The following is a 16415-nucleotide window of genomic DNA, read 5'->3' on the forward strand; positions in this document are numbered from 1 at the left end:
CGGGGGGTGCGGCCGACGGAGGGACGAAAAGGTGCGGCCACCCGCGACAGCACATCAGATGGGAGGCATGCGAAGGCCCATGACAGCGGCGTTCGGCCGCCTGCGTCTGTACGCGACCGGACTGCCGGTCGCCCTGTCCATACTCCTGTCCCTGCACCAGCCGATATCCCCGCCGTCCCCCGGCGAGTCACCCGGCACCCCGGCCCGCGGCACCGCCCACATGGGCATGGGCGTCGCCCTCCACGACGGCCGGACCGGCTCCCCCGACACCCGGGCGGCCGCCCAGCCCGAAGGCGTCGACGTCTCCAGCCACCAGCGCGAGGTCGCCTGGCCCACCCTGTGGGCCTCCGGAGTGACCTGGGCCTACGTCAAGGCCACGGAGGGGACCTACTACACCAACCCCTACTACGGCCGGCAGTACAGCGCTTCCCGCGCCGTCGGCATGATCCGCGGCGCCTACCACTTCGCGACCCCCGACACGACCGGCGGCGCCGCACAGGCCGACTACTTCGTCGACCACGGCGGCGGCTGGACCCACGACGGCACCACCCTGCCCGGCGTCCTCGACATCGAGTGGAACCCGTACGGCGACGCCTGCTTCGGCAGGACCCGGGCCTCGATGATCTCCTGGATCGCGAACTTCCTCGCCCGCTACAAGGCCCGCACCGGCCGCGACGCCGTCATCTACACCGCCACCAACTGGTGGACGCAGTGCACCGGCAACTACGCCGGATTCGGCGCCACGAACCCCCTGTGGATCGCGCGGTACGCCTCGACGCCCGGCACCCTCCCGGCCGGCTGGCCCCGCCACACCTTCTGGCAGTACACCTCCACCGGGCCCACCGTCGGCGACCACGACCGGTTCAACGGAACCCCGGACGGACTGCGGAAGCTGGCCACCGGCTGACCGCGCCGGGCCGGCGAGGCCCGCCGTCCAGAGCCCGACGACCCGGACCGGGCCGGGCATATCCGGCCCGGTCCGGGGGACAGGCGAGAACATGCACAGGCACGAAGACGGACCCGACCGCGACCACCGCCGTCCCGAAGGGGTGAGCGGTGACACCGTGAAGGCCCTGGGCGCACTGTCGAAGGCGCTGGAGACGACGGAGCGGGCCAGAGGCCACCTCTACGCCTTCCACCAGCTGACCGGCACCGCGGACTTCCAACTGGACGAGGCGGTCACTCTGCTGCGCGGCGCGGGGCACGAGGAGTGGGCCGAGAAGGTCTCCACCGAGATCCTCGGCCGCAACGTCATCCCCGGCCACTGGACCTTCCAGATCGTCGAGGCCTACGACCGCACGTACTACCAGTCGTTCAGGCGACTGGAGCGAGCTGCCGTGGACGAGCTGGCCGAGGGCAGGGACCACCTCTACGAGGCCGAACTGAAGGAAGCACGCCGTACCGCCGGTCATCCCGACCACACCGCTCGCCCGGAAACGGGCGAAACGTGAGGGTGAGTGGCCCGACTCACATGGCACTCCGGTGACGGCACCGACACCATGGTCCCGTCACCGGCAGGCTGAAGGGATCCAGGATGTTCCGCAAGGTGCTGGTCGCCAACCGTGGTGAGATCGCGATCCGGGCGTTCCGCGCCGGCTATGAGCTGGGCGCGCGCACCGTCGCGGTGTTCCCGCACGAGGACCGCAACTCGCTGCACCGGCTGAAGGCCGACGAGGCCTACGAGATCGGGGAACCGGGCCACCCGGTCCGGGCGTACCTGTCCGTGGAGGAGATCGTCGGCGCGGCACGCCGGGCGGGCGCGGACGCCGTCTACCCCGGCTACGGGTTCCTCTCCGAGAACCCCGAACTGGCCCGCGCCTGCGAGGAGGCGGGCATCACCTTCGTCGGGCCCGACGCCCGCACCCTGGAACTGACCGGGAACAAGGCCCGCGCCGTCGCCGCCGCCCGCGCCGCCGGCGTACCCGTCCTCGGCTCCTCGCAGCCCTCCAACGACATCGACGAACTGGTCCGGGCCGCCGAGACCGTCGGCTTCCCCGTCTTCGTCAAGGCGGTCGCCGGCGGCGGCGGACGCGGCATGCGGCGCGTCGAGGACCCCGCCCAACTGCGCGAGTCCATCGAGGCCGCGTCCCGGGAGGCGGCGTCCGCGTTCGGCGACCCCACCGTCTTCCTGGAGAAGGCCGTCGTCGACCCCCGCCACATCGAGGTGCAGATCCTCGCCGACGGCGAGGGCAACGTCATCCACCTCTTCGAACGCGACTGTTCGGTCCAGCGCCGCCACCAGAAGGTCATCGAACTGGCGCCCGCCCCGAACCTGGCCCCGGAACTGCGCGACCGCATCTGCGCCGACGCCGTCCGCTTCGCCCGCGAAATCGGTTACCGCAACGCCGGCACCGTCGAGTTCCTCCTCGACCGCGACGGCAACCACGTCTTCATCGAGATGAACCCGCGCATCCAGGTCGAGCACACGGTCACCGAGGAGGTCACCGACGTCGACCTCGTCCAGGCCCAGCTGCGCATCGCCTCCGGCGAGACCCTCGCCGACCTCGGCCTGTCGCAGGACACGGTCACCCTGCGCGGCGCGGCCCTCCAGTGCCGTATCACCACCGAGGACCCCGCCAACGGCTTCCGCCCCGACACCGGCCGCATCAGCGCCTACCGCTCACCGGGCGGCTCCGGCATCCGGCTCGACGGCGGAACCACCCACGCCGGTACGGACATCAGCGCGCACTTCGACTCGATGCTGGTCAAACTCACCTGCCGGGGCCGGGACTTCCCGACCGCGATCAACCGGGCCCGGCGTGCCGTCGCCGAGTTCCGCATCCGCGGAGTGTCCACCAACATCCCGTTCCTCCAGGCCGTCCTGGACGACCCCGACTTCCAGGCCGGGCGGGTCACCACCTCGTTCATCGAAGAGCGCCCGCACCTGCTGACCGCCCGCCACTCCGCCGACCGCGGCACCAAACTGCTCACCTACCTCGCCGACGTCACCGTGAACAAGCCGCACGGCGAGCGGCCCGACCTGATCGACCCCACGACCAAACTGCCTCCGGTGCCCGCCACCGAGCCGCCCGCCGGCTCCCGGCAGCGACTGGTCGACCTCGGCCCCGAGGGCTTCGCCCGCCACCTGCGCGAATCGCCGACGCTCGGCGTCACCGACACCACCTTCCGCGACGCCCACCAGTCGCTCCTCGCCACCCGCGTGCGCACCAAGGACCTCCTCGCCGCCGCCCCGGCCGTCGCCCAGACCCTGCCCGAACTGCTCTCCCTGGAGTGCTGGGGCGGCGCCACCTACGACGTCGCCCTGCGGTTCCTCGCCGAGGACCCCTGGGAGCGGCTGGCCGCCCTGCGCGAGGCCGTCCCCAACATCTGCCTCCAGATGCTGCTGCGCGGCCGCAACACCGTCGGCTACACCCCGTACCCGACCGAGGTCACCGACGCCTTCGTGCAGGAGGCCGCCGCCACCGGCATCGACATCTTCCGCATCTTCGACGCCCTCAACGACGTGGGCCAGATGCGGCCCGCCATCGACGCCGTACGCGCGACGGGCACCGCGATCGCCGAGGTCGCCCTCTGCTACACCTCCGACCTGTCCGACCCGAACGAACGCCTCTACACCCTCGACTACTACCTGCGCCTGGCCGAGCAGATCGTCGAGGCCGGCGCCCACGTCCTGGCCGTCAAGGACATGGCGGGCCTGCTGCGCGCCCCGGCCGCCGCCACCCTCGTCTCCGCGCTGCGCCGCGAGTTCGGCCTGCCGGTGCACCTGCACACCCACGACACCGCGGGCGGCCAGCTCGCCACCTACCTCGCCGCGATCCAGGCCGGTGTGGACGCCGTCGACGGGGCCGTGGCCTCCATGGCCGGGACGACCTCCCAGCCCTCGCTGTCGGCGCTCGTCGCCGCGACCGACCACTCCGACCGCACCACCGGCCTCGACCTCCAGGCCGTCGGCGACCTGGAGCCGTACTGGGAGGGCGTCCGCCGGATCTACGCCCCCTTCGAGGCGGGTCTCGCCTCGCCCACCGGCCGCGTCTACCACCACGAGATCCCCGGCGGACAGCTGTCCAACCTGCGCACCCAGGCCGTCGCGCTCGGCCTCGGCGACCGCTTCGAGGACATCGAGGCGATGTACGCCGCCGCCGACCGCATCCTCGGCCGCCTGGTGAAGGTCACCCCGTCGTCCAAGGTGGTCGGCGACCTCGCCCTGCACCTGGTCGGCGCGGGCGTGTCCCCGCGGGACTTCGAGGCCGACCCCGACACGTACGACATCCCGGACTCGGTCATCGGGTTCCTGCGCGGCGAACTGGGCACCCCGCCCGGCGGCTGGCCCGAGCCGTTCCGCACCAAGGCCCTCCGGGGCCGCGCCGCGGCCAAGCCCGTCACCGAGCTGACCACCGAGGACCGGGAGGGCCTGGAGAAGACCCGTCGCACCACCCTCAACCGGCTGCTGTTCCCCGGCCCGACCCGCGACTTCGACACCCACCGCCAGGCCTACGGCGACACCAGCGTCCTGGACAGCAAGGACTTCTTCTACGGACTGCGGCCGGGGAAGGAGTACGCCGTCGACCTCGAACCCGGCGTGCGGCTCCTGATCGAACTGCAGGCCGTGGGCGAGGCCGACGAGCGCGGCATGCGTACCGTGATGTCCTCCCTGAACGGCCAGCTCAGGCCCATCCAGGTCCGCGACCAGGCGGCGGCCTCCGACCTTCCGGTCACCGAGAAGGCCGACCGGTCCAGGCCCGGCCATGTCGCGGCGCCGTTCGCCGGCGTGGTGACACTGGCGGTCGCCGAGGGCGACGAGGTGGCGGCCGGGGCCACGGTCGCCACCATCGAGGCGATGAAGATGGAGGCGACCATCACCGCCCCGCAGGGCGGCCGGGTCAACCGGCTGGCCATCAACCGGATCCAGCAGGTGGAGGGCGGCGACCTGCTCGTCGAGGTGGGCTGAGCCGGCCGGGGCGGGCGCGGTCCGCCCCGGCCCGGCGGCCGGTCACTCCCCGGCTGACACGTACCGCCAGTGGTCCTCGGCGTCCGCCTCCTGGCGGTCGTCGAGGTCCACCCGCACGCCGGACGGCTCCAGCGCCTCGCGCAGGCGGCCCGTCATCGGCTCGGACAGGTAGTGGTGGTGGAGGTCGAGTTCCGCCAGGTGCGTCAGGGGCTGTCCGCCGAGCAGTGCTTCGGCGCCGACGTCGCCGAGGGTGCCCAGGCTCAGCCGCAGCGTGGTGAGCCGGGCCACGACGGGGGCGGCGGCGACGGCCGCGGCGACCTCGTCCTGGATGTCGGCGTTGCGCAGGCCCAGGTCGCGCAGGGCGGGCAGCCGGCCGCCGTCCAGGATGGGCGCGAGATCGGCGACGGAGGCGTCACGGCCGTAGTCCTCCGTGCCGAGCCACATGTCCAGCCGTTCCAGGGCGGGCAGATCCGAGGCGGCGACACCGCGGGCCACCGCGGCGGGCAGACCACCGTTCTCGAAACGCAGCGTGCGCAGATGCTCGTGACGGATCGGCGTGAAGTCCAGCCCCGGCTCGCCGTCGAACCCGCCGTTCGATCCGCGCACCGCGAGTTCCCTCAGCCGCGGGTAGGCGGCGAGGATCGGGGTCACGTCGTCCTGGACGATCCAGGACAGTTCGCACTCCTCGAAGGTGAGGTCGGCGAGGTAGAGGGCCTCCAGCCGGGTCAGGCGGCCGGCGGCGTCGGCGAGCCGTTTCACCGTCGTCGCGGGGTTGGCGGAGTCCAGCTCGCTGCCGTAGGCGCCGGCCCCCAGCACCAGGGCCCGCACCCGCGAGGGGTCCACGGTGTCCAGGAAGCGCTCCCAGCCCTCAGCGAACGGCTCACCGCCCCGGTCCTCGTCCATGGACAGCCGCCAGGCGACCGTCTCCGCCGCCGGTAACGTCCCCGCGTCCTGCCCCGGGGCCGGGAAGTCGTGGACGGGCAGGCCGTGCAGTTCCGCTACGTGGTCCATGCTCAAGAGCCTCCGGCTCGGCCGACGGCCGACGTGGTGCCGGCCGGGGCGCCCTTTCTAGCAGGGACCACGGACAGCCCTACGCGTCGGAGGTGCCACTCGGCCGGACCAGCCCGCTCTCGTACGCCAGGATCGTCGCCTGTACCCGGTCGCGCAGCCCCAACTTGGACAGCAGGGCGTTCACATGGGTCTTCACCGTGCCCGTGGTCACACCGAGCGCGGCACCGATCTCGGCGTTGGCCAGACCCGCCGCGATGTGCAGCAGGACCTCCTTCTCGCGGGGCGTGAGCGCGGACAGCGCACCGGTGACGGAGGGCGGCCGCGGCGCGCCCTGCGCGAAGGTGTCGATCAGCCGGCGGGTCACGGTCGGGGCCAGGATGCCCTCCCCGGCGGCGACGACCCGGATCGCGGACAGCAGTTCCTCGGGATGGGCGTCCTTGAGCAGGAACCCGGACGCCCCGGCACGCAACGCCTCGTACACGTAGGCGTCCAGGTCGAAGGTGGTCAGCACCAGCACCCGCGGGCCGTTCGGCGCCGCGGTGACGAGACGGGTCGCGGTGAGGCCGTCCATGCCGGGCATGCGGATGTCCATCAGCACCAGGTCGGGCCGCTCGTCGGCGGCCAGCGCCACGGCCGACGCCCCGTCACCGGCCTCGGCGACCACGGTCAGATCGGGCTCGGCGCCCACGATGGCGGCGAATCCGGCACGGACCACCGCCTGGTCGTCGACGACCATCACACGCGTGACGACGGGGCCACCTCCTGAACGGGCCCGGACTCGCCCGGACCGACAGCAACACCGGTACGATACCGGGCCGTTCGAGCGGGCTGCACCGCGCAGGGAGGCAGGCGTACGGCGCGGAGGGTCAGGAGGCCGAGACCCGCGGGCCGGTGCCGGCCGGGTCGATCCCGTCGAGGAACGCCGACCAGGCCGCGGGGGAGAGGGCCGGGCTGCGGGGACCGGCGTCCTTGGTGCCGCCGCCCTTGGTGCCGGTGTCCTCGGTGCCGGTGTCCTCGGTGTCGCGGACGAGTACCCGGCCCGGGGCCTCCGCGCGGACCTCCGCGCAGGCCTCCTCGCGTTCGGAGGCGGCGCGAAGCCTCCTCACTCCTCCCCGGCCCGTCGCTCCGACGCGCTCAGACCGTGCAGGAGTTCGCGCATGGCGGTCAGTGCCGAGCGGGCCTCGGCGGCCACCTCCTCCAGCCGCCCCTGCCGGGCCCGCTCGACCAGAATGGTCGTGCGCTCCAGCACCGCGTCACGCAACTTCGCGGCCAGTCGCCACCGTTCGGCGTCCGCCGCCCGCTCCGCGTGCCACAGCGAGGTGGTCAGCTCGTGGTCGTCCACGGCCAGGATCCGCAGGCGCCGGCGGCGCACGGCCAGCCCGGCACCCCACAGGGCGGCCAGCACCCCGACCGCCACGACGACCAGTGGCACGAACACCACCACGGCGGTGAGCCGTACCGAGCCCGCCCCCGTCAGGTTCCCCTCCGCGGCGGCCGTCGCCACGAGAACCGAGGAGAGCGACACCGCCGACACGATCCAGGCCGGCCAGGTGCGGTCGGCGCCACCGCCGTAGACCCCGATCGCGTACACGGCCAGCAGCTCCGTGAGGACTCCCGCGTCGAAGAACTCGGACACCCGCGCCGGTACGGCGCCCAGGGCGACCGCCGGCGGCCACAGCCACGACGTGGCCAGCACCCCGAGGAGCGCCGCCCACGGGGCGCGCCGACGCCACAGCAGCGGCAGCGCGTGGACGGTCAGCAACGCGGCCAGGACGAGCAGACCGGGCAGCGCGCCGCGCAGGCTCGCGGGCGTCCACTCCTCCGCGACGACCAGGGCGAACGCCAGGGGCAGCACCGCCCCGGCGAACACCAGGGCCGGATCGGCCAGCCGCTGCTCCCGCAGCAGGTCCGGCCGGTCCGCCCTCTCGGGCGGTCCCCAGGGACCGGTGACGTCGGGCAGTGTGGCCCGGACCCGCCAGCCGCCGTCCGGCCGGGGACCGGCCGTCAGCTCCCCGCCGACGGCCGCCGCCCGCTCCCGCATCCCCGCGAGCCCGCGCCCCGATCCGAGACCGCCCACCCCGGACGCCACGCTGCCGCGCGGCGGGGCGTTGTCCACGGTCAGTTCCAGGACGCCGGCCCCGCGCCGGACACCCACGTGCGTGGCACAACCGGGCGCGTACCGCAGGGCGTTGGTGAGCGCCTCGCGGACGATGCCGTGCACGGCCTCCGCCGCCGGACCGGCCAGGTCGTCGGGGAGATCGGCCTCGATCGGCCGCCCCAGCCGCCCGAACCCGGCGATGAGTTCCTCGATGCGCGCGGTCATCGGACGGGCGTCGGCACCGTCGGCGTCCCGCATCAGTCCGACGAGCCGCCGCAGCGAGGTCAGGGTCTCGATGCCGGTGCGTTCCGCGAACGACAGAGCCTCTGCCGTCAACTCGGGTCTGCGGCCGCCCAGTCGGCGGGCGGCGTCGGCGGTGATGACGACGGATGTCAGATGGTGGGCGCTCACGTCGTGCAACTCGCGGGCCAGGCGCCGCCGTTCGGTCTGGGCCGCGCGCCGCCGCGTCTCCTCCGCGCCGGCCAGCCGACGGGCCGCGGCCGCCCGCCCCCTGACCCACTGGCGGCGGGCCTCGCCGAGCCCCGCGCACGCCACGTACACCAGCGCGCCGAGCGCCCATTCGGTGGCGAGCGCCGGCCGCACCCCGAGGCGGACGAGGGACAGCAGCCACTCGACGCCGACGACCGCGGCGACCGCGCGGAGGGTCACGGGCACGGGCCGGCGGACGCCGACCGAGTACAGCGAGACCAGCGCGCCGAGCCCGAAGTAGTCCTCGTACCCCGCCACTTGGCCGAACACCAGCGTGCCGAGCGTCCAGGCCAGGGCCGGGACCGGGGCCTGCCGTCGGCGGCCCAGCGCGACGGTCTCCACGGCCAGGGCGACCAGGACGGCGGCGAGCCGAGCCGACCCGGGCACCTCCTCGCCGGCCAGATCCGCACCGGCCCACAGCCAGGTGATCTGTCCGGCCGCGAGCAGGGCGGGGAGCAGCCAGTTGCGTATCGTCTCCATGTCGCAGCGAGCGTAGGTCGCGCCACGACCGCGCTGCACCCGTCCCCGGTACGAGGCCGCTCTCCACCCTGCGATGGAGGTGCCCTTCCTGCGCCGGACCGATGACCGGGCACGGGCGGTCGGCGAGGCTTGCCGTCATGACGAACCCGTCCGCCACCGCGCCCCCGCCGTACCTTCCCGGATCCCTTCCCGCCCCGCCGCCCGGCTATCTCGCCGAACCGCTCGGCTACCACCGGCTGGCCCGGATCTCGGCACGTCACCGATGGTGGCGGCCCGTGCTGGGCACGCTGTTCGTGGCGGTGGCGTACACGGTGACGGTCGGGCTGCTCTACGCCCTGGTCTCCGCCGTGGGAGTGGCACGGGGCCACCGCGAAGGCCCGGACGGCACCGTGGAGTTCGGGCCGGTGACGACCACCGCCGTCGACCTGACGATGCTCGCCGTCGCCATCCCCCTCGTGCTGCTCGCGGTCCGCTGGATCGGCCGCCGCCCGGCCGGCACGGTCTCCTCCGTGACGGGCGGACTGCGGTGGCGGTGGCTCGGCCTGTGCCTGCTCGCAGCGCTGCCGATCCTCGCCGTGACCGCCGGGGCGATGCTCCTGCTGCCCGCGGAGGACGGGCCCTCGGAACAGTGGGCGGGCTGGGAGGTCTTCGGGCCGGCCCTGGCCATGCTGGTTCTGCTGGTGCCCCTTCAGGCGGCGGCCGAGGAGTACGTCTTCCGCGGCTGGCTCACCCAGGCGGTCGGCGCCTTCCTGCGCTCACCCTGGCCGGCGATCGTGCCTCAGGCGGTGCTGTTCGCCGCCGCCCACGGCTGGGGCACCCCCTGGGGCTTCGCTGACCTGGTGGTGTTCGGGGCCGTCGCGGGCTGGCTGACCGTGCGCACCGGAGGCCTGGAGGCGGCCATCGGCCTGCACGCCGTCAACAACCTCCTCGCCTTCGCCGCCGCGGCCTCCGTCGTCGACGGCCTCAAGAGCGACGACACCGCCGCCGACGCGCCCTGGGAACTCGTCGCACTCGACCTGACCGGGGTCGCCCTGTACACCGCCGCCGTCCTGTGGCTGGCCCGCCGCCACCGGCCCGCCCGCTCCGCCCCGGCACCGCTTCCTCCGGTCCCGGCACCCTTCCCGCCCGCCCCGGCCGGACACGCCCACGCGCCGGTCCCCGGCTTCCCCGTCCCCTACGGCGCCCGCCCGGACGCACCAGGTCTGCCCCCGGGGACACCTCCCGCTGCCTCCCCGTCCGGTGACTGCGCCCGCTCCCCGCGCTAGCGTCCGCCCGTGAACACGAGCAACTCCCCCCGACGGCCGGTCACATGAACGAGAACGGGGCCGTCGAGACGCGCCATGACGGCCCGGAGGAGGGCTCCGCGGGAGAGCGGTCGCCCGGCGTCACCGCGGATCCGGCCGCCCCCACCCCGCCGCAGCCCGCCCCCCGCCCCCGCCGACGCGGTCCCGGACCCCTCACCTTCCTGGTGCTGCCCGGTCTGCTCACGCTGTCCGCGGTGGCCGGTCTCCTCGCGCTGACCGGAGGGCTGCCTTCGGACTGGACGCCGGGTACGGACGGGCAGCAGGTCACCGTGCCCGGAGTGAACGAGACCTACGTTCCGTGGCTGCGCAAGGCCGCGGCCGGCTGCACCGTCGTCACGCCGTCCGTGCTCGCCGCGCAGATCGACCAGCTCTCCGGCTGGCGGGACGACACCGGCCGGCTCTCCGGCGAGCAGGGCATCGCCGGGTTCACGGACGCGGAGTGGCGGACCTGGGGCAAGGACGACGACGGCAACGGGAACTCCTCGCCCCGTGACCCCGCCGATGCCATCATGGCGCTCGGCCGCCAGGACTGCGCCCTCGCCGGGGAGGTCACCGACCTCAGGACCGACGGCACCGTCACCGGCGACCTCGTGGACCTCACCCTCGCCGCGTTCGCCGTGGGCGGCCGCGAGGTCGCCGCGGCCGGACGCGTGCCCGCCGGGGCCCGGACCTACCTCGCCGAGGTGAAGCAACTCCTGCCGCGTTACGAGGCGTTCGACCGCGAGACCCCGACCGGCGGCGGCCCCGCCGACGTGATCCTGGCCCCACCCGTGACCACCCTCGTCATCACCTCCCCGTACGGCTCCCGCCAGCACCCCCTCACCGGCGTGACCAAGCTGCACACCGGAGTGGACTTCGGCGCGCCCCAGGGAGCGCAGGTCGCCGCCGCACGCGACGGCCGGGTCGTCTTCGCGGCCATGACCAGGGCGTACGGCAACCGCGTCGTCATCGACCACGGCACCGTCGACGGCAAACGGCTGGAGACCACCTACAGCCACCTCTCCGTCCTCGGCGTCACCGCCGGGCAGAGCGTGCGGACCGGCACCCCGATCGGCCGGGTCGGTTCGACGGGCCTGTCCACCGGCCCGCACCTGCACTTCGAGGTCGTCTACGACGGCTACTACGCCGACCCGCGGCCCTGGCTGTCCCTGGAGGACTGAACCGGAGGGAGGAGGAGTGCGCTCACGTCAGTACCGCCTCCCAGGTGTCGACGGCGTAGTGCACGGTCATCCCGTTGCGTGCGTACAGCTCGGGTGCGCCGGTGCCGTTCGAGGTGTCCACGCCCAGGCCCACCGTGTCCCGGCCCCGCGCGGCGAACGCCGCGAAGGCGTGCCCCAGCAGCAGCCCGGCGAGTCCGCGGCCGCGGGCCTCGCGCACCACACCGATGCTGCGGATCCAGCCCATGGCCTCACGGTCGTCGCGGGCCAGCAGGAAACCGGTGTCGCCGAGTGCGTCCGTGGCGGCGATCCACACCAGCGACCAGTCGAGGCCCTGCGCGTCGACGTCGTGCAGCCACTGCTCGTAGCCGCGCGGCTGGAAGTCGAAGTGGTCGGCGAAGCTCGCCTGGTACAGCTCGTGCACCCGCCTGCGGTCGGCCTCGTCGGCGCAGGCCCGCACCCGCACGCCCGCGGGCGGCACGGGCACGAGGTCGGCGGCCCGGTCCAGGGGGCGGCGCAGCACGTGGTAACGGCGTACGACGGACCAGCCGCGGCTGCGGATCGCCTCGGTGTCGAGGGTGGGCCGCACATTGAGGTGCAGGTGGACCACCGCTCGTGCACAACCGTTTTCGTGGGCCTTGCGCAGCGCCCTGGCCTCCATCGCCTCCAGCAGGAGCCGGCCGGCCTCCTGGTGCTCGGGCAGGACGTAGTGGTCGATGTCGATGCGCTCGCCGGACGACTCGTCCCACAGCAGGCCGTAGGCGACCAGGCGATCTCCGTCGAAGGCGAGCCAGGAGTCCTGGGCGAGGTCGGTCTCCGGGTGCTTCAGATCGGCCTCTACGGTGTGCAGGTCCGTCTCGGGACGGCCGATCTCGATCAGGTCGACCGCGTTGAGCAGGTCGGTGACGGCGGGTGCGTCGGCGAGCGTGGCCGAACGAAGGACGTAGGACATGGAGGCAGGGTCCGGGGCGGAGAAACAGGCCGCAACGGATTTTCCGCGCCACCCACGGTCGGCACGCCCGGCCGGCGTCCACAGCCGGTTCCACGGCCGCCACCCACACGAGGGGCGCACACGGCGCGTCAGTGAGCCCTGTACGCGCCCCCACGGGCCTGGGCAGAATGCGCTCTGCCAGTGATCACATGGCGGAGGCGTCGGTTCCGCACCGCCAACTTCCCCGGGAAGGCAGGTCGGTCGCCGTGTTGTTGCGTCTTCCCACCTCCATATCCGAAGCGCAGGAATGCCTCGCTGAGGGTGCTGTACCGATAGGCGGGGCCACTCTCGTGTGGGCCACCTGGCAGCGGGACGGTTTCCCTGAAATGGCCATGTCCTTGCGTGACTTGCCCGCGGCCAACGCGGTCGGGCCAGGGACGCTGGGCGCCGCCGTGGTGCTGCACCGCATCGACGGCGAGGCGCCGGAGGTGCTGCGCCGGGCGGCCTCCACCGTCGGCACCGGAGCCGTACGCAGGACCGCCACCGTCGGCGGCAACATCGTCGGCAGCACCCTGCGTTGTCTGCTGCCCGCCGCCCTCGTCCTGGACGCGCGGGCCACGGTGCTCGAACCCGACCGGGTGTACGAGACCGATCTCGCCGAGGTCGTGGCCAAGCGCCACCTCATGCTCGGCCTGCGCTGGCGCGAACCTGTCGTGAGCGGTTACCACAAGGTTCCCGCGGACGCGGGCGGCCCGCCGCCCTTCGTCGTGGCGGCCGCCGTCCACGCCGACGGCGACGGCCGCAGGCTGCTGCGGGTCGCCGCCCGCGACGGCTACGAGGTGCTCAACGAGAGCGTCCCGTGCGAGGCCGGCCCCGACGAGGCGCTGCGCGCCCTGGACCGCACGGAGTTCGGCGCCCTGCCCGCCGAGGCCAGGGAGGTCGTCCACGGGCAGGTCACGGACGTCCTGGCCCGTTCCGCCGAGCGCTGAGCCGGGGTCCTCGGTGGCCTGAGACCCGGTGGGGCCTGCCGGTACGGCAAGGCGTCTGCCGTACCGGCAAGCGGTTACCGCCCTATCTCACGGGAACTGCGTGATCTTGGACGGGATGGTGTCCGACCCCGAGGTCGGCGCGCCCGTGTCGTTGACGACGTGCGCGTACTGGCCCTTGCCGCCCAGGGAGACCACCTGGAGGTTGTGCAGCTTCACACCGGGTTTCACCGGGACCTGGAAGCCGTGGTGCTGCACGATCGAGGAGTCGGACGTGAAGTTGCAGTAACTGCCCAGCCCCCAGGCCTCGTGCTCGTTCACCGTGTCGGCCACCTTGTAGGCCGCGTATCCGACGATGCCGTCGTGGGTGACGGCGGCCGCGTTCGGGACGTCGTACGCCTTCTCGTTCTGGAAGAAGATCGTCCGCCCGCGTTCGCCGTTCCAGACGACGTCGTACTTGTTGAAGTGCTCCACGAACAGGCCGGTGGCGAGGACGTCGTCGCCGTTGACCCGCAGGCCGTAGTCGGCCCGGTTGGTCTCCCAGCCGACGCCTTCACCGTGGTCGGCGCGCCAGATCCAGGTGTGGTCGATGACCACGTCGTCACTGTTCACCACCACCGAGTCGGTCGCCAGGCCGGGACCGGCCCCGCCGATGCGCACGAACACGTCCTGCATGGTGGTGGGGTTGGCCGCGTGGTCGGCGTTCGAACCGGCCGGACCGATCCGCAACAGTGCGTCGGAGCGGACCGCGCCCGCGTCGATGAGGAACCCGGCCAGCCGGACGCCGTCGACGTCGGCCACGTGCATCGCGTCGACACCGCCGTCGGGCACGAGCGTGGCCAGGCCGAGACCCAGGACGACCGTGTTGGCGCGGTTCACCTCGATCGCGCGGTCGAGGTGGTAGACGCCGGGCGTGAACAGCAGGTGCAGGCCCTGGGCGAGCGCGGCGTTGATGGTGGCCGCCGTCGCGCCCGGCTTGACGACGTAGAACTGGCTCAGCGGGATCGAGGTGCCGCCCGCGTTGGCCGGCCAGGACACCCCGCGCGCGTTCGTCCGCTTGGCCGGCACGAACACCTTGTACTCGGAGCCGTCCAGGTACAGGAACGGCTTCTCGCGGGAGACCGGCGTGGTGTCCAGCGTGGTGTACGGGCCGGTGTCGAAGTTGGTCGCCGGGGCGCCCTGGACACCGGTGAACGTCATGTTCCACACACCGTTGGTCCAGCCGCCGACGGAGCTGTCGCGGGTGTACCACTGCTGCTGGGAGTACGGCCCCACGGTGCCGTCGATCTTCGAGTCGGCGATGTATCCGCCGGAGGCCCAGCCGTAGCCGTTGGGCGCGAGGTTGAGGCCGCCCTGGACGTGGATCCGGCGGAACGGCGCGGCCTGCGCCACCGCCCACCGGTCGGTGCCGTTGACGGGGCGGATGGCGAGGTTCTCCGCCGAACGCCAGAAGTTCTGGGTGGCGTTGCCGTTGAACCAGCCCGCGTCGACGGTGATGTCACCGTTGATCTGGGTGTCGTCGGGGTTGAGCCCGAGCCCGGAGATCGAGGTGTAGAAGCCGAGTTGGGCGTTGATGCCGTTGTACGTGCCCGGCTTCAGCAGGAACTGGTAGCGCTGGGAGCCGAACTGGTTCGACTCCTGCTGGGCGAAGACCTGGTCGAACTTCTGCTGGAGGTTCGCGGTGCCCGGGTCCACGACGATGACGTTGGGCCCGAGATCACCGCCGCCCTCGATCGGGGGCGTGCCGCCGGTTCCGGTGTGGACGGCGACCTCCCACAGTGAGTAGCCGTACGGCGTGGCGCGGGCGGTCCCGTTGATCCGTACGTAGCGGCCCGAGCCGCTGACGTCGTAACTCGCCGTGCCGCCGGTCGCGTTGGTCACGCTCCGCAGGGTGTTCCAGGTCTGCCCGTCCGCGGAGGCCTGGATCTGGAAGTCCTTCGCGTAGGCGGCCTCCCAGTTCAGGTCGATCTTGCACAGGTCCCGCACCGAGCCCAGGTCGACCCGCACCCACTGCGGGTCGGAGGCCTGGCTGGACCAGCGGGTGCCGGCGGCGCCGTCGAACGCGGCGGAGGCGGGGGTCCCGGCGTTCTCCGTCGAGGAGGCCGAAGCGGGCTTGCCCTGCGCGGCATTGGCCGTGTCGCAGGTGGTGGGAGTGGTGGAGCCGGAGGTGCCGAAGACCTGGAACTCCCAGAGCGAGTAGCCCCAGGCGGTGGCCCGCTGCACGCCCTGCATCCGGACGTAGCGGCCCTGGCCGGACACGGCGTGAGTGTCGGTGCCGCCGTCGCCGCCGGTGACCGTCCTCAGGTCGGTCCAGGTGCTGCCGTCCGGGGAGATCTGGAGCCGGTAGTCCTTTCCGTAGGCGGTTTCCCACTGGAGCACCACCTGGGTGACGGTGGCGGTGGCGCCCAGGTCGACCTGGAGCCACTGCGCGTCCGTGGCGGCGGAGGCCCACCGGGTACCGGTGTTCCCGTCCACCGACAGGGCGGCGGCGGTGCCGGCGTTCTCGGTCGAGGACGCGGTGGCCGTCCGGCCCTGGGAGAGAAGGGTGTCGGCCGCTGCCGCGGGTTGCTGGGTCGTGGGGAGGGTGAGCAACGCCGCCGTGGCGGCGAGCGCGACACCCAGGGATCTGAGTCTCATGCGGGTCCCTGCGGGGGTGAGTGCGGGTGGTACGGACGCGTGCGGATGACGTGCGGTTGACGCGGGTGCGGTGGGACGTGAACCGGCGAGGTGGAACACCGCTTAGTTCACGACTTGATTTAACTGATGACTTCTCTGGTCCGGCAAGCCCCGTGAAGCAGGAAACTTTTCAAGCGGTGACCACGGCCGACTCGCCGCGGTCACCGCTGTGTTCAGAGGATGACGCCCGCGGGCCCGCCCGCTGGAGCCGGCCGGCGCACTGTTCAGGACCTCGACCATTCACCACCGGCTCGTCGCCGTCCAGGTCGGTCCGCCACAGGATGCCCGCCTCGTCCCGGTGCAGAGACTGCGCGCCGGAGTCGGCGAGACCGACGCAGACCGTAGGGGCACCCCACTGACAACGATCCCGGCAC

General features: G+C 73.0%; 12 protein-coding genes. 6 read left to right on the forward strand and 6 right to left on the reverse strand.

Translation table 11 applies throughout. The features are described from left to right. Positions 1–67 precede the first annotated feature (67 nt). From ACFWJX_RS26770 to ACFWJX_RS26780, 3 genes are all read left to right on the forward strand, one after another. Positions 68–907 (forward strand): lysozyme, encoded by an 840-nt coding sequence (locus ACFWJX_RS26770; RefSeq protein WP_383248065.1) that lies wholly within the window; start codon positions 68–70, stop codon positions 905–907. Positions 908–998: 91 nt separating this feature from the next. Then, the gene (locus tag ACFWJX_RS26775) at positions 999–1451 is read left to right on the forward strand and encodes a hypothetical protein (RefSeq protein ID WP_383248067.1); all 453 of its coding nucleotides are present in this window, start codon (positions 999–1001) and stop codon (positions 1449–1451) included. A gap of 83 nt (positions 1452–1534) precedes the next feature. Further along, on the forward strand, positions 1535–4909 hold the full coding sequence (locus ACFWJX_RS26780) for a pyruvate carboxylase (protein ID WP_383248069.1): 3375 nt from the start codon (positions 1535–1537) through the stop codon (positions 4907–4909). A 42-nt stretch (positions 4910–4951) separates the two neighbouring features. Here ACFWJX_RS26780 and ACFWJX_RS26785 read toward each other — a convergent pair whose 3' ends face one another. The 4 genes from ACFWJX_RS26785 to ACFWJX_RS26800 form a co-directional block, all read right to left on the reverse strand. Beyond that, a complete protein-coding gene (locus ACFWJX_RS26785) occupies positions 4952–5920 on the reverse strand; it encodes an STM4015 family protein (RefSeq protein WP_383248071.1) in 969 nt (322 codons plus the stop codon). Positions 5921–5999: 79 nt separating this feature from the next. Next, positions 6000–6656 carry a response regulator gene (locus tag ACFWJX_RS26790; protein WP_383248218.1) on the reverse strand — a complete coding sequence of 219 codons (657 nt, stop codon included), beginning with the start codon at positions 6654–6656 and terminating at the stop codon, positions 6000–6002. Positions 6657–6786: 130 nt separating this feature from the next. Next, entirely contained in the window at positions 6787–7026 is a 240-nt protein-coding gene (locus tag ACFWJX_RS26795; protein ID WP_383248073.1) for a DUF397 domain-containing protein, read from the reverse strand. Continuing rightward, positions 7023–8987 (reverse strand): sensor histidine kinase, encoded by a 1965-nt coding sequence (locus ACFWJX_RS26800; protein WP_383248075.1) that lies wholly within the window; start codon positions 8985–8987, stop codon positions 7023–7025. Before ACFWJX_RS26800 ends, ACFWJX_RS26795 begins: the two co-directional genes overlap by 4 nt. A gap of 137 nt (positions 8988–9124) precedes the next feature. On the opposite strand from ACFWJX_RS26800, the gene ACFWJX_RS26805 reads away from it, so the two are divergent. Further along, complete coding sequence (locus tag ACFWJX_RS26805) at positions 9125–10252, forward strand: CPBP family intramembrane glutamic endopeptidase (protein ID WP_383248077.1); 1128 nt, start codon at positions 9125–9127, stop codon at positions 10250–10252. 44 nt (positions 10253–10296) lie between these two features. Further along, positions 10297–11451, forward strand: coding sequence for a M23 family metallopeptidase (locus ACFWJX_RS26810; RefSeq protein ID WP_383248079.1), 1155 nt, complete (start codon positions 10297–10299; stop codon positions 11449–11451). A 22-nt stretch (positions 11452–11473) separates the two neighbouring features. Here ACFWJX_RS26810 and ACFWJX_RS26815 read toward each other — a convergent pair whose 3' ends face one another. After that, the gene (locus tag ACFWJX_RS26815) at positions 11474–12400 is read right to left on the reverse strand and encodes a GNAT family N-acetyltransferase (protein ID WP_383248081.1); all 927 of its coding nucleotides are present in this window, start codon (positions 12398–12400) and stop codon (positions 11474–11476) included. A gap of 245 nt (positions 12401–12645) precedes the next feature. Between ACFWJX_RS26815 and ACFWJX_RS26820 the strand changes: the two genes are divergently transcribed. Further along, entirely contained in the window at positions 12646–13368 is a 723-nt protein-coding gene (locus tag ACFWJX_RS26820; RefSeq protein ID WP_383248083.1) for an FAD binding domain-containing protein, read from the forward strand. An 87-nt stretch (positions 13369–13455) separates the two neighbouring features. Here ACFWJX_RS26820 and ACFWJX_RS26825 read toward each other — a convergent pair whose 3' ends face one another. Next, entirely contained in the window at positions 13456–16002 is a 2547-nt protein-coding gene (locus ACFWJX_RS26825) for a discoidin domain-containing protein (RefSeq protein WP_383248085.1), read from the reverse strand. Positions 16003–16415 lie beyond the last annotated feature (413 nt).

Origin of the sequence: Streptomyces sp. NPDC058335 (genome assembly GCF_042723915.1) — a bacterium.
In the GTDB taxonomy this organism is placed as follows: Bacteria; Actinomycetota; Actinomycetes; order Streptomycetales; family Streptomycetaceae; genus Streptomyces.